Source organism: Streptomyces sp. UF-297, from assembly GCF_058245575.1.
On record NZ_JBSIBZ010000074.1, the window covers coordinates 1 to 21338 of the forward strand.

17 protein-coding genes and 2 pseudogenes are annotated in these 21338 nt (G+C 68.0%); 12 read left to right on the forward strand and 7 right to left on the reverse strand.

Annotation, left to right across the window (positions count from 1 at the left end; all coding sequences use genetic code 11):
• The first annotated feature begins 70 nt into the window (after positions 1 to 70).
• Complete coding sequence (locus AC4IJH_RS32205; RefSeq protein ID WP_490855466.1) at positions 71 to 316, forward strand: hypothetical protein; 246 nt, start codon at positions 71 to 73, stop codon at positions 314 to 316.
• A 987-nt stretch (positions 317 to 1303) separates the two neighbouring features.
• Here the strand turns inward: AC4IJH_RS32205 and AC4IJH_RS32210 are convergent.
• Positions 1304 to 2056 (reverse strand): bestrophin-like domain, encoded by a 753-nt coding sequence (locus AC4IJH_RS32210; RefSeq protein WP_490855467.1) that lies wholly within the window; start codon positions 2054 to 2056, stop codon positions 1304 to 1306.
• 691 nt (positions 2057 to 2747) lie between these two features.
• Positions 2748 to 3926 carry a cytochrome P450 gene (locus tag AC4IJH_RS32215; protein WP_490855468.1) on the reverse strand — a complete coding sequence of 393 codons (1179 nt, stop codon included), beginning with the start codon at positions 3924 to 3926 and terminating at the stop codon, positions 2748 to 2750.
• Between the two features lie 232 nt (positions 3927 to 4158).
• On the opposite strand from AC4IJH_RS32215, the gene AC4IJH_RS32220 reads away from it, so the two are divergent.
• From AC4IJH_RS32220 to gad, 3 genes are all read left to right on the forward strand, one after another.
• Positions 4159 to 5010 (forward strand): aldolase, encoded by an 852-nt coding sequence (locus tag AC4IJH_RS32220; RefSeq protein WP_490855469.1) that lies wholly within the window; start codon positions 4159 to 4161, stop codon positions 5008 to 5010.
• On the forward strand, positions 5007 to 5891 hold the full coding sequence (locus AC4IJH_RS32225) for a dihydrodipicolinate synthase family protein (RefSeq protein ID WP_490855470.1): 885 nt from the start codon (positions 5007 to 5009) through the stop codon (positions 5889 to 5891). The genes AC4IJH_RS32220 and AC4IJH_RS32225 overlap by 4 nt, the downstream gene beginning before the upstream one ends.
• A 240-nt stretch (positions 5892 to 6131) precedes the next feature.
• Complete coding sequence (gad, locus tag AC4IJH_RS32230; protein ID WP_490855471.1) at positions 6132 to 7397, forward strand: glutamate decarboxylase; 1266 nt, start codon at positions 6132 to 6134, stop codon at positions 7395 to 7397.
• Between the two features lie 441 nt (positions 7398 to 7838).
• Here gad and AC4IJH_RS32235 read toward each other — a convergent pair.
• Positions 7839 to 7973 (reverse strand): annotated as a pseudogene (locus tag AC4IJH_RS32235) (IS630 family transposase); the annotation flags it as partial.
• A gap of 99 nt (positions 7974 to 8072) precedes the next feature.
• On the opposite strand from AC4IJH_RS32235, the gene AC4IJH_RS32240 reads away from it, so the two are divergent.
• Both AC4IJH_RS32240 and AC4IJH_RS32245 read left to right on the forward strand, forming a co-directional pair.
• Entirely contained in the window at positions 8073 to 8489 is a 417-nt protein-coding gene (locus AC4IJH_RS32240) for an ester cyclase (RefSeq protein ID WP_490855472.1), read from the forward strand.
• 131 nt (positions 8490 to 8620) lie between these two features.
• Positions 8621 to 9500 (forward strand): annotated as a pseudogene (locus tag AC4IJH_RS32245) (IS5 family transposase).
• Positions 9501 to 9561: 61 nt separating this feature from the next.
• Here AC4IJH_RS32245 and AC4IJH_RS32250 read toward each other — a convergent pair.
• Both AC4IJH_RS32250 and AC4IJH_RS32255 read right to left on the reverse strand, forming a co-directional pair.
• Positions 9562 to 10302 carry a class I SAM-dependent methyltransferase gene (locus AC4IJH_RS32250; RefSeq protein WP_490855473.1) on the reverse strand — a complete coding sequence of 247 codons (741 nt, stop codon included), beginning with the start codon at positions 10300 to 10302 and terminating at the stop codon, positions 9562 to 9564.
• A gap of 158 nt (positions 10303 to 10460) precedes the next feature.
• Positions 10461 to 10805 carry a hypothetical protein gene (locus AC4IJH_RS32255; RefSeq protein ID WP_490855474.1) on the reverse strand — a complete coding sequence of 115 codons (345 nt, stop codon included), beginning with the start codon at positions 10803 to 10805 and terminating at the stop codon, positions 10461 to 10463.
• 652 nt (positions 10806 to 11457) lie between these two features.
• Between AC4IJH_RS32255 and AC4IJH_RS32260 the strand changes: the two genes are divergently transcribed.
• From AC4IJH_RS32260 to AC4IJH_RS32285, 6 genes are all read left to right on the forward strand, one after another.
• On the forward strand, positions 11458 to 12483 hold the full coding sequence (locus AC4IJH_RS32260; protein WP_490855475.1) for a polyprenyl synthetase family protein: 1026 nt from the start codon (positions 11458 to 11460) through the stop codon (positions 12481 to 12483).
• Between the two features lie 128 nt (positions 12484 to 12611).
• Complete coding sequence (locus AC4IJH_RS32265) at positions 12612 to 13247, forward strand: polyprenyl synthetase family protein (RefSeq protein WP_490855476.1); 636 nt, start codon at positions 12612 to 12614, stop codon at positions 13245 to 13247.
• A gap of 324 nt (positions 13248 to 13571) precedes the next feature.
• Complete coding sequence (locus AC4IJH_RS32270; RefSeq protein WP_490855477.1) at positions 13572 to 13871, forward strand: hypothetical protein; 300 nt, start codon at positions 13572 to 13574, stop codon at positions 13869 to 13871.
• On the forward strand, positions 13850 to 14095 hold the full coding sequence (locus AC4IJH_RS32275; RefSeq protein WP_490855478.1) for a hypothetical protein: 246 nt from the start codon (positions 13850 to 13852) through the stop codon (positions 14093 to 14095). The genes AC4IJH_RS32270 and AC4IJH_RS32275 overlap by 22 nt, the downstream gene beginning before the upstream one ends.
• Positions 14096 to 14265: 170 nt before the next feature.
• Positions 14266 to 14550, forward strand: coding sequence for a putative quinol monooxygenase (locus AC4IJH_RS32280; protein ID WP_490855479.1), 285 nt, complete (start codon positions 14266 to 14268; stop codon positions 14548 to 14550).
• Positions 14551 to 14748: 198 nt separating this feature from the next.
• Positions 14749 to 15396: an SMI1/KNR4 family protein gene (locus AC4IJH_RS32285; RefSeq protein WP_490855480.1), complete on the forward strand. Its 648-nt coding sequence runs from the start codon at positions 14749 to 14751 to the stop codon at positions 15394 to 15396.
• A 615-nt stretch (positions 15397 to 16011) separates the two neighbouring features.
• Here the strand turns inward: AC4IJH_RS32285 and AC4IJH_RS32290 are convergent.
• Positions 16012 to 16422 carry a PPOX class F420-dependent oxidoreductase gene (locus AC4IJH_RS32290; protein ID WP_490855481.1) on the reverse strand — a complete coding sequence of 137 codons (411 nt, stop codon included), beginning with the start codon at positions 16420 to 16422 and terminating at the stop codon, positions 16012 to 16014.
• Positions 16423 to 16938: 516 nt separating this feature from the next.
• Positions 16939 to 20850, reverse strand: a complete 3912-nt coding sequence (locus AC4IJH_RS32295) for a hypothetical protein (RefSeq protein ID WP_490855482.1) — start codon at positions 20848 to 20850, stop codon at positions 16939 to 16941.
• Positions 20851 to 21338 lie beyond the last annotated feature (488 nt).

Genomic DNA, 21338 nt, shown 5'->3' on the forward strand with positions numbered 1-21338 from the left:
CCCCCCCCCCCCCCCCCCCCCCCCCCCCCCCCCCCTGGCCCGCCTGCCCTCTTGAATCAGAAGTTCCACCGTGCCTTCTCCCGTGCTGGGCACCGAGGCGCAGCACACCGCCGAGCCCCCGGCTCACGACATACCGGGCCGGTCGTCGAAGATGGCCCGGGCCGGCATGGTCCCCCTGGTTGTTCGCCTGGTCGCCGAGCTCATGGACGTCCTCGACCAGTCGGTCGTCCTGACCGCCCTGCCCGCCGTCCAGGAGTCGACCGGCGCCGGCAGTGGAGCTGCCGGAATATCGCCCGGCGCCATTCGAGGTGCGTGACGGCGACCCACCGTTGCCGCACCGGGCTCACAACCGTGCGTTCGGGGGCGACTGTCCGGATTGTATGCGTGCTGCCGGTGTGCCCCGGCAACGCGCGTGGGTGCCGGATGCACCATGTGTCCATGACGGGCATGCGACTGAGGCGGTACTCGGTGTCGATTGCCGTTCTCGTGGCTGCCGCGACTGCGGGCACAGCTCCGGGGGCGCTGGCGGACACCCCGGCCCCGCCCGGCCAGGCCGGTTCACCGGCTCCGGACCCAGGGCTTGACAGACCGTCAGGCCCTGCATCCGTTCATGTACCGATGCACCTCCGCGTCGCGGCGTCCGCATGCGTACGGCTGCGGCAGAGCCCGGGCCTACTGCTGCTGTCCGTCCGTGTCTCCGTGCGCCTCGGCGCCGGGGAGGCTCGGTACTGTCCTCCGCGCTCTGTCACCCCGCCGCCGCCCAGGATTCCGCCCTCCCCTTCTCCCCGCCCGTCGTCTCCCGCACCCAGCATCACGCCGGCATCGCCCATCGCGAGCATCCCGCCCTCGGCCCTGCCGTCCCGGCCTGCTGCGCGCCCCACTCCCCTGGCATCGCAGTCCGCACCGGGAGAGCCGTCCCCCCTGCCCTCGTCAGCCAGCCCCGGCGTCACGCGCACGGCCGTGCCGCCGGCCTCCCGACCGGAGGCCCGGTCGCCGTCGAGTCCGCGCCTGGCTACCGCCCTTGCCCGCGCACCCCACGCGGCGCCGGGCCCGGTCCGGACCCCGGAGCGCGAGCAGCCACGGAGCTCCCCGGCCACCCCACCGGGCGTGCCCGAGCCGGAGGCCGGACTGCAAGGGGACGCCGCACCGCAAGGAGAGCCCTCCTCCACCATCTCCGGCTTGTCCACACTGTCCCGGCTGCTGCTGGTCACCGTGCCCGGCGTGCTGACATCTGTGCTCTTCGCGACCCTGCGTGTCCGAAACCGGTCCCGGACACGGTGACCCGTCTCGCCCCTGCTCGCCGTCAACGCTGCAGCAGCGGGCCCTCAAAGGTGTCGGGAGTGACCCGCATGGCGTTGCTGAAAGGGGTGTTCAGGTCCCAGAGGAAGTGGAGCAGAAAGCCGATCATGACGCACATTCCCACCACGACGATGACGTGCGTCCAGCTGCGGTTCGTCGGGTAGACGAAGACGAACCCAAGCGTGATCCCCGCCCCCGCGATCAGACCGAACCAGATATACGCCGACAGCCCGGCTCCTTCATCCGCGTACGCCGCGCGTTCCACACGCTGCGCGGCGATCTTCTCGACGCCGTCGAACCCGCTGCGGAAGGCAGAGATCTGCCGCTGGTTCTCCGGTTCGAACGACATGATCACCTGCCGCAACTCCGTCAGCCGCGTCTCGGTGACCTCGCTCATCGCCCCGCTGTCGCGCATCTTGGGCCACTCGTCATCGAGCACACTGCGCGCGTAGGCGCGAGCGGCATCCTCGGCGCGGGCCCGCTCGGGCCCGGGCAGCTGCTCCGCGGCAGCTTGGACCCTCGCCACCGCGACGGCCTCAGCACGCACCGCATCCTCCGCGCCCTGGCGGGCCTCCCAGACGGCGGCGACCGACAGCCCCAGCATGATCGCGTAGATCACTCCGACCCACATCGTGGCGTAGTCGAGCGTGGCCTGAGTATCGCCTTCCGGAGCCCTTCGCTGGTGGATCCGGAAGAGCAGAGCAATCCCGGCAGAGAGGACCAGGATGAGGGCGAGACTGTAGAAGATCTCCTGCACGCGTTCGCCTCCGTCGGAACCGGATCGTGAACAGCGCTCAGGAGAGCCGCGGGCGCGTCGCTGCCACCCTCCCATTCCCTCCCCGAAGCCTCGCCCCCGCACATCGAACACGGCATACGGAGGACTCGTGCGGCCGTTCGCGCCAGCCTCGATTTCGGTTGCGCTCGCCGCATCGCCGGTCACGGGGCACTTCGACGGCTTCGGCACACTCCCTCTCTCGGCGTGGACCCGGATCCGTACGCCGCCGCCCCACCGTTCATGACCGTCCGGCCTGGTACCTCTGCACGGGCGACGACCAGGGGTGCGAGCACGGGGGCTCATCGGGGCACACGCGTGAACTTCCGCTGACCGGACGGGCAGTCGTTGCCGCTGCCTGATCCCGGGCGGCCGGCGCCCGGAGCTCACGGAGTGCCGCGGCAGACACCATCGTGGCCGCGCTACGCGAGGCCATGTCCTCCGGGCGGACGGGCCCGGTGCTCGCGCGAATCAGCACGTGCCCCGAACCGGATCCTTCCGCAGGGCACACCATGCTCACACGGGATCAACCAGCGGCACCGTCCCACGCCAGGGGCACTCCGGAGTGGTCTCGCACGGGGCCCCGCCAACCAAGTGGCTCCGTCCGCACACAGTGGATACGGCCGACGCACAGGTACCAGTGCCGCGCGCCGTGCAGTCGTGTGCCGTGCACGGATCACGCGCGGCCCTGCCAGCTGACCGGAAGCGTCTCGAACTTCCGGAACTTCCAGCCGTACGGGCGCACCTCATCGTCCAGCCGGAGTTCCTGACGGTACGCCAGAAGCTGCTCCAGCATGGCTTCTACGATGGCCGGGACCAGATGGGCGGCCAGACACTGATGCCTGCCGTAGCCCAGCGACATGTAGGGGGTCCGGGGGCGCAGCACATCGAACCGGTCGGCCTCCGAGAAGACGGTCTCGTCCCGGTTGGCCGAGGCGATGCACGGTATCAGCGCTGTGCCGATCGGGATCTCGGTGCCGCCGAGTACGACGTCCTTGGCTGCCACCCTGCCGACGCCGCCGACCGGAGGGCACCAGCGCAGTCCTTCGTGGACGGCGGCGCCGAGCAGAGCGGAATCCGCCCGCACTGCGGCCAGTTGGTCGGGATGGGTCAGCAGCGCGTGGAGGGTGTTGCCCGCGAGCCATCCGGGCTCCCGTACGGCGCTCATCATCATCTTGACGGTGGCCAGTACCTCCGACGCTTCGCGCACAGGGCCGGCCGAGCGCCCCGCGTGGAGCAGTCGTGACAGCACAGAGTCGTCGGGGCTCGCTGCCAGTTGCTCCAGGAGCGGCCCAAGCGCCTGGTCCATGTCACCCGACACCGCCATCCCCAGCCGCTGCGCCTCTGGGTCCTGTGTCGGGTTGTACAAAGCTGCGGTCAGCGACGCCGACCAGCGCACCAGGGTGGGGGTGTCGATCTCGCCGAGACCGAGGAACCATCCGGACACCGCCGTCCCGACGGGCTCGAAGTACTCGGTCATCAGGTCGACTTGGGGGCGGTCGGCCAGTGCGCGAAGCCGCTCGGCGGCGAGGGACCGGGCGTGGGCGGCCACGGAGGGCGCCGACTCCGTGGAGAAGAGGTCGTCCACGGACTCCCGCGTCTTGGCGTGCCGGTCGCCCTCCTGGTTCAGGATGTTCTCCGGCCCGCAGTACGTGGCCAGCGGTGAGGCGGTGTTGGTGGTCGTAAAGGAACCGGGGCAGCTCATCGCCTGTCGGACGTCTTGCCAACGGGTGAGGAATATCGCCTTCACCGCCGGTACCCACACCACCGGTTCCTCGGAACGGAGTTGGGCATAGACCGGGTAGGGATCTTCGTCGAGACGATCGAGCGAAATGCTCTCGGTCAGCGCGGACATCGCAGCACTCCTTCGGCAGGTCCATTCGGCAGGTGCAATGCGGATTCACCGTAGATCAAGGCAACCGACCGCTCTACCCGACCGCCTGCTGCTGACGGTCTGCACCAGAAACGGCATGGCGAATTTCCGAGTGGCGGTCACCGACCGCTTCGGATAACCATGGGGACTGACCATGAGGGGGAAGCGCTGCGCTCCGCGGCAGAAGGGCCGGGGCAGCAGAGGGGATGAATCCATGGCCGAGTCCTTTGACGCCCGTAAGGCGGATCTGGTTCAGCAGGCCCAGCAGCAGATGCAGACGGCGATCGCCGACAACACCTGGACGCAACGCCAACGACTGGCTCTGACCTGCCGGATCCTGTTCCATATGGGCCACGATTCCGGCCTGTCCGGGCAGATCACCACGCGTGCCGAGAAACCGGGTACCTACTACACCCAGCGCCTCGGGCTGGGGTTCGACGAGATCACCGAGTGGAATCTGCTCAAGGTTGACGAAGACCTCAACGTCCTCGAAGGCGGTGGGATGGCCAATCCCGCCAATCGCTTTCACAGTTGGGTCTATCGGGCTCGTCCGGATGTCAACTGCATCATTCACACGCACCCTCCGCACATCTCGGCGCTGTCCATGCTGGAGATTCCACTCACCCTCTCGCACATGGACACCTGCCCGCTCTATGACGACTGCGCGTTCCTGCCCAAGTGGCCCGGAATTCCGGTCGGCAACGAAGAGGGAGAGCTGATCGCCGGGGCCCTGGGCGACAAGAAGTCGCTCCTGCTGGCCCACCACGGGCAATTGGTCGCGTGCGCCACGATCGAAGAGGCCTGTGTGCTCGCGGTGCTCTTCGAGCGTGCGGCCCGATTGCAGCTGCTCGCGATGGCCGCGGGATCCATCAAGGCGGTGGACGAGCTGCTGGCCGCGGAGGCGCACGACTGGATCTCCACGCCGAAGCGGCACCAGGCCGCCTTCGCGTACTACGCGCGACGGGCGATGCGCGGCGGCCACGACGACTGCATCGAGCCCGACACACCCGACGTCTCGGGAGCCGAGCAGCAGCAGACGGTCGACGTCAAGGGAGGGCTGGGATGAGCACGCCGAAACTCCGGGGCATCGTCGCCTATCCAGTCACGCCGTTCCGTCCGTCCGACGGTGCGGTCGACACGGCCAAACTGCGCACGCTGATCGACCAACTGGTCACGACGGGCGCGCATGCCGTCGCACCACTGGGCTCCACGGGTGAAAGCGCCTACCTCTGCGACGACGAATGGTTCGAGGTCGCGGAGACGTCCCTGGACGCCGTCGCCCGGCGGGTACCCAGCGTGGTGGGCATCTCCGACCTCACTACCGCCGGCGCCGTCAAGCGCGCCACATTCGCCGAACAGCATGGGGCAGACGTCCTGATGGTGCTGCCGGTCGCCTACTGGAAGCTGTCGGAGCGGGAGATCGTGCAGCATTACGGCACGATCTCCGAGGCCGTCGGCATTCCGGTGATGGTCTACAACAACCCGGCCACCAGCGGCGTCGATATGGCGCCGGATTTGCTGGTCCGGCTGGTGAACGAGCTCGACAACGTGACGATGGTCAAGGAGAGCTCGGGCGACGTACAGCGCATGCACCGGCTCCACCAACTGACCGATGGCCGGCTGCCGTTCTTCAACGGAAGCAATCCGCTGGCACTCGAGGCGTTCGCCGCCGGCGCCGTGGGCTGGTGCACCGCCGCGCCCTGCCTGATCCCTGCCCAGGTCCTGGCTCTTTACGAGACGGTCCAGCGCGGTGACCTCTCGGAGGCCAGAAAGCAGTTCTACCGGATTCTCCCGCTGCTGCGATTCCTCCTGGGCGGCGGACTGCCCACCACGGTGAAAGCCGGCCTCGCCCTCCAGGGGCTCGATGTCGGCGATCCACGGCGCCCTCTTCTCCCGCTGGACGAGCCCGGCACCCAGCAACTCAAAACGCTTCTCGCACAGTTGTGACTGCCGCTCGGGCGGCCCGCACGCAGGATCCGCGCGGACGCCGTCGCACCGGCGGGTGCGCATCCGAAACCCGAATCGTCCGACACCGTCCGATCCGACACCGTCCGACCAGAAAAGGGATCCCGCATGCTCAGGCCCATTCATACCGACCGTCGGCAGGAAATGCTGCCGGTCAATCCTTTGTACAGCGGGCTGGTTCCGGAGGGTGGTGTGCCACGTTTCCGGCTGGCGGACAGCCCCATGAGCGCGGACGCGGCCAGCGCCCTGATCCGTGACGAGCTGATTCTCGACACCCACGCTCGGCTCAATCTGGCGACGTTCTGCACCACATGGATGGAACCGCAGGCGAGGGAGCTCATCACGGAGTGCCTCGACCGGAACCTGATGGACCAGGACCAGTACCCGCGGACCGCAGAGTTCGAGACGCGCTGCGTGAACATCCTCACCAACCTGTGGAACGATCCTGACGGCGTCGGCGCCGGCTGCTCGACCGCGGGCTCCAGCGAAGCGGCGATGCTCGCCGGGCTGGCGATGAAGTTCGCCTGGCGCGAGCGCCGCCGCGCGGCCGGGCTGCCCACCGACCGGCCGAACCTGGTCATGTCCACTGCCGTACACACCTGCTGGCCGAAGTTCTGCCGATACTGGGACGTCGAACCGCGCTACGTCCCGATCGAGGAGCCCGAGTTCAGCATCACTCCGGCAGCGGTGGCCGCACAGTGCGACGAGAACACGATCGGAGCCGTCGCGATCCTCGGCTCCAGCGCACTGGGGAAGTACGACCCCGTAGCCGACATCGCGGCAGAGCTCGACCAGTTGAGCACCTCCCGCGGCATCGACGTGCCGATGCACGTGGATGCCGCGGTGGGGGGTTTCATCACGCCGTTCCTGGAGCCCGAGCGCGTGTGGGACTTCCGGCTGCCACGGGTGCGTTCGATCAATGCCTCGGGCCACAAGTTCGGCCTGGTGTACCCGGGGGTCGGGTGGGTCGTCTGGGAGGACCGCAAGGACCTGTCCCAGGACCTGGTCTTCGACTGCGAGCTGCTCGGGGGCAGTCTGCCGACCTTCACCCTCAACTTCTCCCGTTCCGGAGCTCCGGTCGTCGCCCAGTACTACAACTTCCTGCGCCTCGGCTTCGACGGGTACCGCGCCGTCCAGCAGACCTCCCGCGACGTGGCGTACTACCTCGCGCAGGAGATTGCGCAGATCCCCGGCCTTGAGGTGATCGCCGACGGGACCCAGCTTCCCGTGGTCGCGATCCGGGTCCGGCCCGACCAGGACGCCATGACGGTGTTCGACATCCACGACCGGATGCGCCGCTACGGATGGCACATGCCCGCCTACCAACTGCCCCCCAACCTGGAACACATCGCGGTCATGCGCATGGTGATCCGCAACGGGTTCAGCCAGGACATCGCCGAGCACTTCCTGCGCGATCTGCGCACCGAGGTCTCCGCACTGCTGCACGGGGCACCCGACCGGAAAGGACGGCCCGAAGGCTGCCGATAGCCCCCACCGTGCGGCGTCGGACGAGGCCAGCCCATGAGTCGGCCAGAACGCGCGGTCGCGCACGCACTCATCGATGCGGTGACGGTCCAGGCCGGGTGGGGCGAACGCGACGTGGGCGAGCGCGGCAGCGTCGACGACCACTGCGACGTGGACGTGCTTGTGCGGGTCGATCCCCACTGTCACCATCGAGTTGTCCTCATTGTCTGCTGTCGCGGAGGACGGGACAGACGCAAGGGCCCCGGCCAGGGGGCGGACCTATAGCGAGTTGACGGCTCAGCAGGCTTCTCTCAAGTCACTCCCGGCCAGGTTCTCGCCCTGTGGACCGCCGTGGGCATCTCAACGGAAAGCCTTCCGGCACGTGTTCTCCCCGTCGCAGAAGCCCGGCCCGCCAAGGCTGCACCGGTAGGTGTGCTCGTTGGTGCCACGCCGGCGCTCCTACCCCATGCCCTGCACGGATAACAGCACCATCCGGGCCCGCCGCCAGGTCACCACCGAGCCACTGCCGCGGCGGATATTCCGCAGCAGCCGTCTGCCCTCGTCGCCGTTGATCTCACGGAGCCTCACTTTCCCAGCCACGCGGTCCTTTTGGATGCTCCGGCTGGCTCGTGCGGCGCAAGCGAGGAGGCCAGCGACGTGTCCTGGCGAGTCCGATCAGCTGACGGATACCGTCCTTTCATGTCCGACTCAGCCGAAGCCATCAGCAAACCTAATGCCGAGGTCGTCCGCCGCTACCTTCGGATCTTCGAAACGAAGCAGGTCGCTGAGCTCGAAGGACTCGTCGCCGAGGACGTCCTCGTCCACGGGGCGGGCTTTCACGGCCAGGGACGGCACTATCCCGAGGGAGCAGTGCTGACTCCGGGGCCGTCCAACTGTCGCGTTCGGGTGGAAGATCTCTTCGCGGCCGACGACCGGGTCACCGCGGCTTTCACCCTCACTCACACCCACGACCGCAGCGGCCGGGACCTCACCATGACCGGCATCAAGTCCTACCGACTCCGAGACGGACGGATCGTCGAGTTCTGGGGCGAGACCGACCTGTATGGCCTCCTCCGCCAGGCTGGTCTCGTACCCGAGCAGGTGCCGCCCCTCTAGCCAGACGGCACCAGAGCCCCCATCGCTCGTGATCAAGACAGTCACGACACAGGGGCGAACGTTGCTTGACGCGGCACTCGGTTCTGTCCGGCGGATTATGTGATTGCCTCGCGTGGACCATTGTGTTGGTCGTGGGGCGGGGCGATCTTACGGACGACGAGTGGGCGCGACTGGCGCCACATCTGCCGAAGACCGGGTGCTGTGGCGGACGTTGGACTGATCACCGGATGGTGATCAACGGGATCCTGTTCCGGGTCCGCGCAGGTGTCCCGTGGCGGGACCTGCCGGAGCGGTTCGGGAGCTGGAAGACCGTGTACGAGCGCCACCGCCGGTGGTCGGCGGACGGCACCTGGGAAAGGACCCCACAGGCCGTCCAGGCTGCGGCCGACTCTCAGGGACGCATCGACTGGAGCATGGTGAGCGTGGACTCCACCTCGTGTCGGGCCCACCAGCACGTCACCGGTGCACCGCGCAGAGCACCTCGGATCCCAAAGCGGAGATCAACACCCCGGCAGCATCGTCGCGACGAAGGACTCGGCCGGTCCCGTGGCGGTCTGACCTCCAAGATCCACCTGGCCGGGGAAGGCGGCCGCCGTCCACTGGCCGTGCTGATCACGGCCGGTCAGTGGGGCGACAGCCCGCAGCTGAACCCAGTCCTGGAATAAATGAGGGTCAAGCGCCCAGGCGGCGGGCATCCGCGCACCCGCCCCGACCACCTCGGCGGCGATAGAGCCTACAGCTCCCGCCGGAATCGCCACTACCTGAGCAGACGCCAGATCAAGCACACTGTCCCGGAGCCGAAGGACCAGCGGGCCAACCGCTGGCGCAGCGGGCCGAGATGGCCCGCCTGCGGGCTTCGACAAGGAGATGTACAAACGCGGAACGAGGTCGAGCGCACGATCAACCAGCTCAAGCGCTCCAGGGCCGTCGCGACGCGGTATGACAAGCGCGCCTACGTCTTCCACGGCACCGTCACCGTCCGCGTCGATACGCCTCTGGCTCAAGCCATGATCCCGGTGTTCGAGGTCGCACTCCGGCGAGGGGATGCCTTCACGTCTCGGCGCGGCGGAACTTACGGTTTATGGGTTACCCAGAGCAGTTCCGCCGGCCAGCGGTGTGCCCAGTCGGGTGGGTCGGTTTCGTTGTAGCCGTTGGATGTTCCGCGTTCGGGCCGCGGCTCGATGAGGTCGTCGATGACGAGACCCGCGCCGCGCAGGACCTTGACCCAGTCGCCGTAGGTGAGCTGGTAGCTGGTCGCGCCGTCGCCTTCGGCGATGGTGTTCAGCCCGAAGTAGTCCTTCTGCAGCGTCGTGGTCACGCGGCCGGCGCCTTCGTCGTAGCAGGCTTCGAACCATGGGCTGGCGACGTTGAACACCAGGCGCCCGCCTCGGCGCAGGATGCGTGCGGCCTGCGGGACGGCCAGGTGCGGGGGCGCCCAGCTGAGTCCGCCGAAGTCGCAGAACACCAGGTCGAAGCTGTCGGTGGCGAAGGGCAGTCGCTCGGCGGCGCCTTGCACCAGCGGGTAGCGGGCCGCTCCCATCGCGCGGGCTGCTGCCGCGAGCTGGGCTTCGGACAGGTCGAGCCCGACCACGGCGGCGCCCTCGGCTGCGAGCGCCCTGGACCACTGACCGGCGCCGCAGCCGAGTTCGAGGACGCGCTTGCCGGTGACGTCGCCCAGGGCGCACAGGTGCGCGTCGGGGATGGAGTACATGCCCCACAGCCGGGGCGCGGCGCCGATTTGTGGGTCGTGCTCGTGCTGGTAGGCGCTGCTGATCTCGTTCCAGAGACGCCGGTTGGCGGGGATGCTGTCCACCTGCCGACTCCAGCACTGCCTGCCGGGGGCGGTCAACACGATTAGGGCATTGGCCGGCCCTCGCCTCGGTCCGGCCCTGACTCGGTCCATGATCCGCCGGACGAGCCCTAAGCGCTCGTCGCCCACATCGCGGTCACGATGGGTGTCAGGGCAGCCGATTACCCGTCAGAGCGGTGCCTGTCGATGGCGCGCAGCGTCCGGTCCCTGTCGACCTGCGCGCGGATCAAAGCCTCGAACAGGGCTTCCGGATCGCCGCCTGCCCCTGCGATCGTGGAGAGGAGTGTGGCGATGAGGCTGGTGAGGACGGTGACCAGGTCTGCCGACCCCGCCGGGCCGCGGACTTGCAGCAGCTGACGCACGGCGTCGTCGAAACGGCCCATGGCCACTTCGTCTTCAAGGGCCATGCCGAGCCAATCCGCGAGGAAGGTCCTCACGACCGCCACGGCATCGCCCAGGGCGAGGTCCACGTTGTAGTCGGTGCGCGCCTGCTCCGCTTCCTTCAAGACGGCTGGCCTGGTGGGCGTCCGTGGCTCCGTCCAAAGGCCTTGGCTCTTCCACTGCTCGTAAGGGAGCGGCTCGGCGGCGTCGCGGCGGGCGCGGTGATGGTCGGCCGGATGGCCGCTGCTCGTACGGCAGGCGCGCCCCGGTGGGACGTCCGACACGGCGGTACCAGTCGCGCACGAGCTGCTGCTCGGGCCCGGATCGCAGCGGAATCCTGGGGACACATCGCGGGGCATGGGGAGGGTGCAGCGGACCGTACTCTCCCACCTGCGCAGTGAACCCGCCGGGCGCAGCGCCATCGACGGCGCTCCGCTGCTGACCTCGATCACCCGACTCGCCTGTGTCGTCTACGAGGTGGCCCAGTCGAGCGACGCCCAGCGCGCGGATGCGGGGCCGGCGCGTGGACTGTGGTGTGGGCACGCGGTCTCGCGCACAAGGCGCTGCCCTGCTGCGCTTGCACCTCTTGCACCTCTTATGCCCACTTGTCGGCGCCGTCGCGTTCCCGCTTCACTCTCTGATGCCGCACGCATCGCTGCGGCTTGCTACTGAACCCGTCCGTTCGGGTCGCGCCCCCTTGCCAGTTCCAGCCGCCTCTACCAGGCGGAAACCCACTGTGCCGTACTCCACTTCACTGGCAGAGAGAGGCCAACAACCTTGGCAATCGACAGTTCCGTCGCTGTGCGCGAGCTGCTGGGCTGGTCTCACGCCCAGATCGAGCCCGTCCTGCGGGAGGTGGTCGCCGAGCTGCAGCCGGATCTTGCCCGGGTGTGCGGCTATCACCTGGGCTGGCTGAACGCGGACGGCAGCCCGGCCTCGCAGGTGGCCAAGGGAAAGGCGCTGCGGCCGGCGATGGTATTGCTCGCCGCCCGGTCCCGGGGCAGCGGCCCAACCGCGGCGGTGCGGGCTGCGGCAGCCGTGGAACTCGTCCACCAGTGGTCATTGCTGCATGACGACATCATCGACAAGGACGACGTGCGGCGGGGGCGTTCGTCGGGGTGGGCGGTGTACAGGGTGGGTATGGCCCTGCTGGCCGGAGATGCGTTGCAGCAGGCCGCTGCCCACTGCCTATTGGCAGCCGGAGAACGCGGGGCGGCCTCGACGCCGCTGTTGTTGAGCACGGTAGCGAGGCTGACTGAGGGGCAGGCGGCCGAGCTGGGGCTTTCCGCCCGCGATCCGGCGGAGGTGGGCATCTCCGACTACGTGGACGTCGCCGAGCGGAAGACCGGCGCGCTTCTTGGCTGCTCCCTGGGCCTCGGTGCCCGCTTCGCCGGCGCCGACGAGACCGTCGTACGGACACTGACCAGAGCCGGTCACCTGCTGGGGATCGCGTGGCAGGCGGCCAACGACATCGAGGACATCTGGGCGGACACCGCCGTGACGGGAAAACCGGCGCGGGGGGACCTGCGTGAGCACAAGCCCACACTCCCGCTGATCACCGCCCTTCAGACCGGCACTCCGGCCGCACACACCCTGGCCAAGGCCGTCGCAAAGGACCGGCCATGGCCGACGCCCGGGGCACTCGCCGAACTGATCGACCAAGCCGGGGGCCGCACTGCCGCCCAGGAGTTCTCACGCCGTCACCTCCACCAAGCCCTGAACCTCGTCGACGACGCCGGGCTCGGCCTGGAACTCGCCACCACGCTGAAGACCCTGTTTCGCTACATCGTCACCCGCACCTGAACACCACAGCCCTCCCCCGGCGTCGGGAGGCACCGGCCGACGCCATGGAACACGACCTGGGCCCTCTGGCTCCGGGCCCTGCTCGCCAGCTGGCGAGCAACCGCCACGACGGAAGGGCGAATCTCGAGATGACCGACGAACCCCGCGACCCCATAACGATCCTCAAAGACACCGCTGATGCCCTGCGCCCACTGCTCCGCTCCCATGTACACCTGCTACCGCAAGAACTGCGGCACCTGGCGGGCCTGCACTTCGGCTGGTGGACGGATGACGGCACCGTGGTCGACCGGCCCGCGGAAGGCAAGGCTCTGCGCCCCGCACTCGTCCTGCTGGCGTGCCGGGCCATGGGCGGCTCCCCGTACGCGGCGCAGCAGGCGGCCGTGGCGGTCGAGCTCCTGCACAACGCGAGCATGCTGCACGACGACATCGTCGACCAGGACCAGACACGCCGCGGCCGCACCGCGTTGTGGGTCGCCAAGGGCATTCCAGCCGCGATCATCGCCGGTGACTCGCTGTTCTTCACCGCCGTCCGGGTACTGACGAAGACCCCGCACGCCGCGAGCACTCTTGCCTTGCTGCTCGACACCACCCAGACACTCCTGGAAGGCGCGTACAACCAGACCAACGCGAAGGAACAGACACTGGGCCGGGCCCGCCGCCACGCCACTGAGGCGTTGGAGCAGCTCGCCGTCGCCGGTCCCGAACCCACTCCCGCTGCCGAGCTGGTCTCCATCGCTCACCTCGTCACCCACCGGGACCACTGACTCCTCCCGCGCCGGCTCGCCGTCATGCCCCGACGCCCCAACGCCCCAACGCCCCAACGCCCCAACGCCAGTCTGCCCACCACGTGAAGGGCCCCGCCATGACCTCCCTACCCGCAGACCGACCGCTGGCCCGCAACTCCTATGAGCAGAAGCTGAACCGGCACTGGGAAGACAAAACCGACGACCCCATCAACCTGCTCCTGGGCGCTGACGACGGCCTCTACCACCACCACTACGCAGTGGGCAGCTTCGACCGCACGATCCTGACCGCACCCGCACCGCAGCGCGAGAAATTGATCCTGGCCGAGATGCACCGTATGGAGCATGACGCTGGAACTGTACGAACGCACACTGTGCCTGATGTTGGAACTGCAGCGACGTCTGCTGCGGGACCCGCGCCCGCAGGTAGCCCGATACGCAGCCGAGCTGCCGCAGTGGATTCCCGCCACTGTCCACTTCACCGCGACAAGCGCCCGCTACTGGGAGACAGCCTCACGCCAGGCGGGCAAGCCTCTCGACCTGCCCTCCCTGAGCCTCACGCAGACGCCCACAGTATGGGACGCCGCAGACCTCACCCCGCCGCCCTACCCGCAGATCGCCTGGTGGTGGAACCAGCTCCGCTGACCACCCGGCACACCTGCCGGGACGGCTACCGGGTACGGCGGTACAGGGTGGCCGCTCGTAACAGCGCCAGGCGGCAGGGCATCCGCCGGGTACTGACCGCCACCAGCCCCCGCACGGAGGTGGAGCACATCATCAGCGCCCGCCGCGCGCAGGCACTACACGTGCTGGACTGCACGCCGTTCCCGCCCACCGCGACCGCCGCCCCACGGCACCTCTGCTGTTGAAGGTAGAACACGTAGCCGGGGAGTCCGCAAGGTGCATGTACCTGCTCGTGGTGGTGGATGTGGCCGTCGAGTCCGGTGGGCCGCTACGGTCTATCCCGGCAGGGGCCCTGCTGAAAGGCTGTCACGCTGCACAGCACTGCCCGGCGAGTAGCTGTCATGCGAGGAGTGCCGTGATCATCATTGCCGGGAAGCTGTACGTGGATGCTGCCGCCCGTGACGCGTACCTGGCCGGATGCTCGAAGGTCATCGAGCATGCCCGGGCCGCCCCCGGGTGCCTTGACTTCGCCCTGTCGGCCGACCCGATCGAGCCCGACCGGATCAATGTGCACGAACGCTGGGAGACGGACGAGGACCTCGAACGCTTCCGTGGTGCGGGCCCGGAGCCCGAACAGACAGCTCAGATCCGCGGCGCCGAGGTAAACAAGTACCGGGTATCCGGTGTCGAGGCCCCGTAGCCATGCCCCTTCCATCATGACCGGAGCCGGATGAGGAGCGCGGCGGCGGTGACGGTGCCGATGACCTCTTCGAGCTGCATGGCACCGGCGCTGCAGGCTGGCCTGGGCAAATGCATGCGAGCTTTCGCGCTGCCTGACACCACAAGGTCGTGCGCCAAGCAACCTCGCCTGTCAGACCCTCCGTTTATCGTCTGCTTCATGACATCTATGGATCTTGTTGCGTTCGATCAGGCGTGGGGCCGCCTGGAAGCATGGCTCGCCTCGCATTCCCCTGCGGATCACGCCGCGCTTCGGCCACCGGCAACAGCTGCGGAGATCGCCGAGCTGGAGCAGCAGCTGGGTTTCGCCCTCCATCCTCAGCTCAGGAGGCTGCTGGAGCTGCACAACGGTGTTGCCGAGCCGGAGCCGGACAGCGGACCGGGGCCCGGGGCGTTCCCGGCCGGAGACATCCTGCCGCTGGGCCACCGGCTCATCTCCACCACTGAGATCGCTTCGATGCACAAGATCCTCGTGGAAGTCGGTGAGGACAACGCCGAGGCCGAACTGTGGGACGAAGACGACGAGGACCCCGCCGGCCATCTGCACCAGTGCGTGCCGTTCGCCCTACCCAACGACGGCGGTGTCGCCTTCCTCGACCACCGGCCCGGACCCACGTGCGGACACGTATTCGAGATGGGCATCGGCTCCGGAGACCTGGACGGCACGCTCTGGGGCCCGAGCCTGACCGAGTTAGTGGGGGCTGTAACGGACGCCCTGGAAAAGGGGACCCCGTTCCTGCATTACTGGCCCGCCACGTTCGAGCACGCTTCCGGCAGGACCTGCATCGACTGGGAGGTCCGTACGTAGATCACCGAACTGGCACGGTCTTCTCGCCCAGTTGCCAGCGCGGGCACGCTTTTTCGCCTCGCGCAATCCCGCACTGATACCGCGCGGTTCGACAGTAGCTGGCCCTGCCCTACCGCGCTGAGCACAGTTGGTCACGCGATGGGCAGCCGGCCGAGCGCCCGGTCCCGGCCGGCCCGCGCGGCCATGAACGCCCCCACATCACTGCCGTCGGCAAAGACGGGCCCCTGCCACGCCGGCGGAGCCGCGAAAGGCCCGAGCCCGACGCCCGTACCGAACCGGCCAGCCGCAGCGTACAACTGCTGCAGGATCCCCCAGTGCCCTCATGTCGATCTGCCCGATGAAAGCCGTCCACATCCGGGCAGCAGGGTCGAATTCAGCTACGAAGTACAGAAGTTGGCGCCGCTGCCCGAAGCCGACGCGGCCCTGCGGGGGCCGAGCTGGCGATGACCAAAAACAGCCAGACCGAGGCCCCAGCCCTGCTGGTCCCTGCGCGGCAGCACAGCGAATACATCGGTCACGAACTCCGCCAGGTCGCTGCGAAGCCGTTCCACCTGCCCAGACCTCATCCCCACAACGTGCTCCGCACCGGACATGAACTCCTGAGCTGACGAAGCACTACGAGGCGGCTGTACCGACAACCCGCCGAGGTGTGATCCGCACGACGAGCCGCACCACCTCCGGCGGCAGTTCCCGGTACTCCTGGGCCGCCGACTCCCCCTCGTACAGAACGGCGAGCCGGACGATCGCCTCCCGGTCCACGTCCTCGTACAGGGCGGCGGTCCCGCGGACCTCGACGTAGCGGTCCGGGTCGGCCGTGTCGTACACGGTCACGCTCACCCGAGGATCCCGGCGCAGATTGCGCACCTTCTTGCGCCCCTCCTGGGTGGGGATGAGGAGAGTGTCACCGTCCCGGCCGATCCATACGACCGAGGTCTGCGGACTGCCGTCCGCGTTGACGGTCGCCAGGACGGCGTGGTGGGCGCCGTCGAGGAGCTCGCGGGTCGCGTCGTTCAACTCGACTGTCACGCACCGAACTTTAGAACGCGGCCTCGGCCTTTGGGCAGAACGCAGCCCCGACCTTCATTCCGTCAGCACGCAGCCTCGACCCCGAGAACGCAGCCTCGACGCATGCCCGACAATCTCACCCTGACCGCCCGCCGCACCGTGCGACACCTGGTGGCGGTGGACACCGAGCAGGGCGCGATGCCGACGGATCCGGTCCGTCGCCTAGGTGTGGCAACCCGTTGCCAGACGCGCTATCCCGGCGCCCGACGGCACGGGCTTGGATCTCTCCAGCTCATCAGCCCGGGCTCGGTGCATGTCGGGAACGACCCCAGGGTAGAGGTGGACGATCTTCCAGCCGATGTACCAGCGGGTGCAGCCCGCCCCGCGGGGCATCACCAGGACGGCCGCCTCGATAGCGGACAGCTCCGCATACCGGCGCAGCCGGTCGGCAGACAGATCAGGCAGCCACTTCTTCAACTGCGCGGCCTTGCGCGGTCGGTCGCTGAACTGGCGGCTGAGTTTGCGCAGCCGCTTGTCCTACTGCGCAAGAAGGAATGGGCCGAGCAGCATCGACAAAACTCGCGCCTGGGAACGCTCGGCATCGGTGAGGTGACGGTCCAAGTCCGCCAACTCCAGATCAAGCAAGTCATCGGCGGCTTCGCCGGTACACCTCATTGTGACGTGGGTCCCTGACCGGACCAGCGCCGCCACACAGAGCATCCAAGCAGCACCATCCGACGGCGGGCACGGCGCGGCGGGGCCGGCGTAGGGGCGGTTCTCCAGGGCGACGGTGGCCGTCATGCCCCAGTCCTTGCCGCTGAAATTGCGGTACAGGATGGCGTGATAGCGGTCGTCCTTCTTGCGATAGGCTGTGACCAGATCGGTTTCGGTCGTACAGCCGTCGCCGGTGTCGAGGCAGGCTGAGTTGTCTCCCGTCCGGGGATTCTCCCAACTGGCCTGGACGCTTGCGATGCCTGCGCGGATCCGGGTACGGGCGGTCGTGCCGCGCGTCGGGTCGATCGAGACGGTCTTCCACTCGACGATCTCATACGGCCTCACCTGGCGCGGCGGGGCCACCTCGACCTTCCCGTGTTCCGCCTCGACGTCGTCGATCCATACAGACTGGTCGGTGTTGTTCACGAACACCATGCAGGCGGAGATGTTCTGCGGCCATCCTCCGGAGTTCGTCCTACAGCCTTGCGACGGCATGTTCTTGTCGTGCGGGGTGATATCGGCGAACACCACGCCCTTGGTCTTGCGCTCATACCACTGGGTGTCGTTCGCGCTCACACGGTCCCTGCTGCGGTAGTCACCACCGAGCACCTGGGTCGCCAGGGAGGCGTCCTGGGCGACCTGATAGCGCAGTTTGCCGTCGTCCGCCGCTTCCCAGCGCAGCGTGAACTTCTCCTTGCCGCCGGCGCCGTACGTCACCGTGCCGCGCAGCGGTCCGTCACCACCCCAGGGGTTGCGCCGCAGGGTGAGCCACTGGTCCGCGTCCTTGGCCAGCCGGTCGGGCAGCGGTGCGATGACCTTGCCCTGTCCCTCGACGTCGGCCTTCATCAGCTCCAGGTCCTGGCCGGTGGAGTTGCGTACGCCGATGCGCAGGGACTGGCCGGTCAGCGCGGGGGGCGCGGCACCGAACCACTGCTGGAAGCCGGTCTTGGCCAGCGGCTGGACGGGAAGGTCCATGATGATGTCCCGGGCGTTGTCCCACCGCTTCTTCTCGTGGCAGCTAAAACCGAATTTGGGATCGTAGCCCTCGCAGTTTCCGAAGTCCCCCCTTGCCCATACCGCGTCCATGAACTTCGCGTTGAACTCGGCTACCTGCTGCTTGTCGTTCTCAATCTTGCGGACGTTGGTCTCCATGACCTCGGTCATGGAGGTGTCGAATTTCTGCGCGGTGTCGGTGAGCAGCCTGGCGGCCGTTTCCTTGATCTTCGGAAGCTGTTCGGCGAGCGCCTCGGCCATGCCCGGCTCGTTCTCGTGGCGCTTGAGAGCCATCTCGATCTGGGCAACGGAGGCGTGCACGTTCTGCTCGAAGCGTTGGTACATGTCCTTGAACGCCTTCTCGAGCTGCGGCCGGAGCTGCTGCTGCGCGACGGTGGTCAGCATCCGGTGGAATGCCTCATCCCGCGCTTTGCCCAGGTCGCGCTTGACCACCTCAGGATCCACGACGGTGGAGTCCCCCCACGCGGTGCCGACCCAGTGGGCCGTCTTCTCCCGGTCGTCCACGATCTTGCTGATCTCGTCCGCCAGCATCTTGCCGAAGACGTAGACGGCCAGCCCCGCATCGACGATTTCGCCGGCCGCGGGGACGTACTGGCTGGCGACCCAGCCGGCCAGCATCACACCGCTGAGCGCCGCCTCCTCGCCATTACCGTGGGCGATGCCGTCGACCAGGCCCAGCGCGGGACCGAGCACCGGGGTGAACGATGTCAGCGAGGCCGCCTTGGTCAGGGCGTCGGCATCACTGGCCAGCGTCTTGCCGATGTCGATGACCATCTGCGGCGTCATCGCCGCCCCGAGGGCGGAGTTCAGATGCCCCGTCGTCTCCCGGAACACGTTGAACACCCGCTCGGAGGTCATCGCATCCCGCAGGGACGGCGTGAAGACCTCCCCGCCGACCTTCGTCCGCTCCGCGAGGGCCCTGTCGATGGTCTCCTTGGCGGTCTTCTTCCACTCCTCGTACGAGTGCTGTTCCGGCGCCGTCACCTTGGGCAGTCCGGCATGCTTGTCCAGGGCCTCCTTCAGACCCTTCGCCGGGCTGCCGTCCCCGGCCAGCGCCCCGGCCAGCTCGGTCAGCGCCGTGCCCGCCTCGGTCAGCTTGCCGCCATCGGACTTCCCGCCCGATGCAGCAGCCTCCAGCTTCTCCCGGACCGCCTTCGCCTTCTTTCGCACCTCGTCCGAAACATCCGCAGCCTTCTCCAGAGAGCCGGCCGCCTCAGCCACCGCCTTGAGCACCGCCGTCACATCCCCCTCACGCCGCAACCCGACCAGGGCAGCAGAGACCTCCCGTGCGAACCGCGCCTGCGCCGACTCCTCCGGCAGGCGCACCTGCGCGTCCGGGTGGTCCTTCACGAACTGCTCGACCTCGGCAATCCGCTTCTTCGTCTCCTCCGTCACCTCTTCCGACGGGCCATCAGGGCGGCATGACGCTGCCAAACGGAAGAAGCGTTTGCAGGATTGCAGACGGGTCTGCTTGCCGGTTTCGGCGAGCTTCTTCTCAAGGGCGCCGGGATTCTTCAGATCCTCGTCGGTGACGGACTTGCCGGCAGGCACCGTGAGGAACTTGCCATGCACCTCAGATTCCGGCATGGCCCACACGCGAGAGGCCGTCTGCCCGTCGTGACCGTAGTGCCGCCGCGCGGGCCACCCCAGTTCCGTGGCCAGGCTGGTTTCCGTGATGTTGAAGGTGGAGCGGCGGCCCAGTTGAACGTCCTCCAGGACGCCTCTGTCCGCTCCCGGCTCGGCCAGTGCCTTCTCGACAGCCTTGTCCGACTCCTCGAAATGCTTCAGCCGCAACTCGGTCCGGCCGTCCTCTCCCGTGACGGAGGTGAGGAGCTTGTCGCGGTCCTTCCCGCCCAGCGTGCCGACTTCTTCACCTGGGATCGCGATCTTTCCGGTCTCGCGTGCGCTGTTGTGGGTGTACTCCGCCTCCACGGGGACATCGTTGTTCTTCCCGTCCAGCAGCGCCCCCTGCAGATAGTGCGCGTTGTGCACCAACTCATGCCCGACCAGCAGCGTCTCGTTCACGGCAATCGGCGTCTTGTCCGGCTGAAAGCCGAGGAAGACCTTCTCCTCGTCCGGCATGGCGATCAGACCTTCGGAGCCGTTGCCGTTCCTGGCACGGTCGCGGTCGTAGGCCTGCGCCACCGGTTCGGTGACGACCACATCCGACTTCACGTCGTCGTGGGGTACGCCCGCGCCATCCAGCTTCCGCGTCAGACTGTCGGGCCATTTCTTGTCGTCGTCGGGCATGCCCCGGTAGAACACGACGTTGACATCGGGCAGCCCGGTTGCCGGCTTCGCGCGCCCCAGCGCCCGGTCGAGGGGCTGCATGCGGCTGATTCCCTCCAGCAGGGTTCTGCCGCCCGGCGTCTCAGCGAGCCTCTTCACGACGGCCTCGACCCGCTCAGCGAACGCCTTCGCAGCCTTTTCTTCACCGCCGCCCGCAGGCACGGTGTGCCCGCCATGGGCAGGGGTGTACCGATCGTCCAGGACCACGATCCCCGACTTCACCTGCGATCCAGGGATCGGAATGCGGCGGCCGCGCGCCGTCTGTCCCGTGGGCAACGTGATGGTCACCACCTCGGAAGCAGCCGGTGCAGGCGCCTCGACGGCCGCTTTCAGGGCGGACGGAGTCACGGGCTGCGGTGCGGCGTACGCCGCGGGGGCGGCTATACCCACCAGGGTGGCCGTCGCAAGCACGCCGGCCAGCGCCACCCGCATCGGTCTTGTGAAAACCGGTCTCATCTCTTCTCTCGAATCCATGCCAACAGCACGACGCCGCCCACCGCCGCTCCACGAAAGGGCGGCCGCAAGGCGGCGTCAGCTGCGGGACGCAAAGGTTCACTGCACAACGCGAGGCCGTACGACGCACAGATGCACCACCGACACGACCAGGGCACCGCCCCGGCGCAGGGAATGCTGACGCACAGCGCCGATCGCACTGACCGGCACCACAGGGACGCCAAGGATCGATCACTGTCCGGCCAAGCCTCGCGAGAGAAGAGATTAGCAGCCGAAATGCCCCACGATGTCCAGAATTTGATTATCCATAAGACCCCCTATGAGCTCGTAACAGGACTTGTTGAAGCGCCCTGACCAGACGTGATCGATGTCGCCGACCGGAAGGGCCGACAACCTGGTCGGCGATCGACGGTCTCGTCGGCGTTCTTGCGACGGGAGGTGATGTTGCCGCCGTCTTCGCGCAGCCA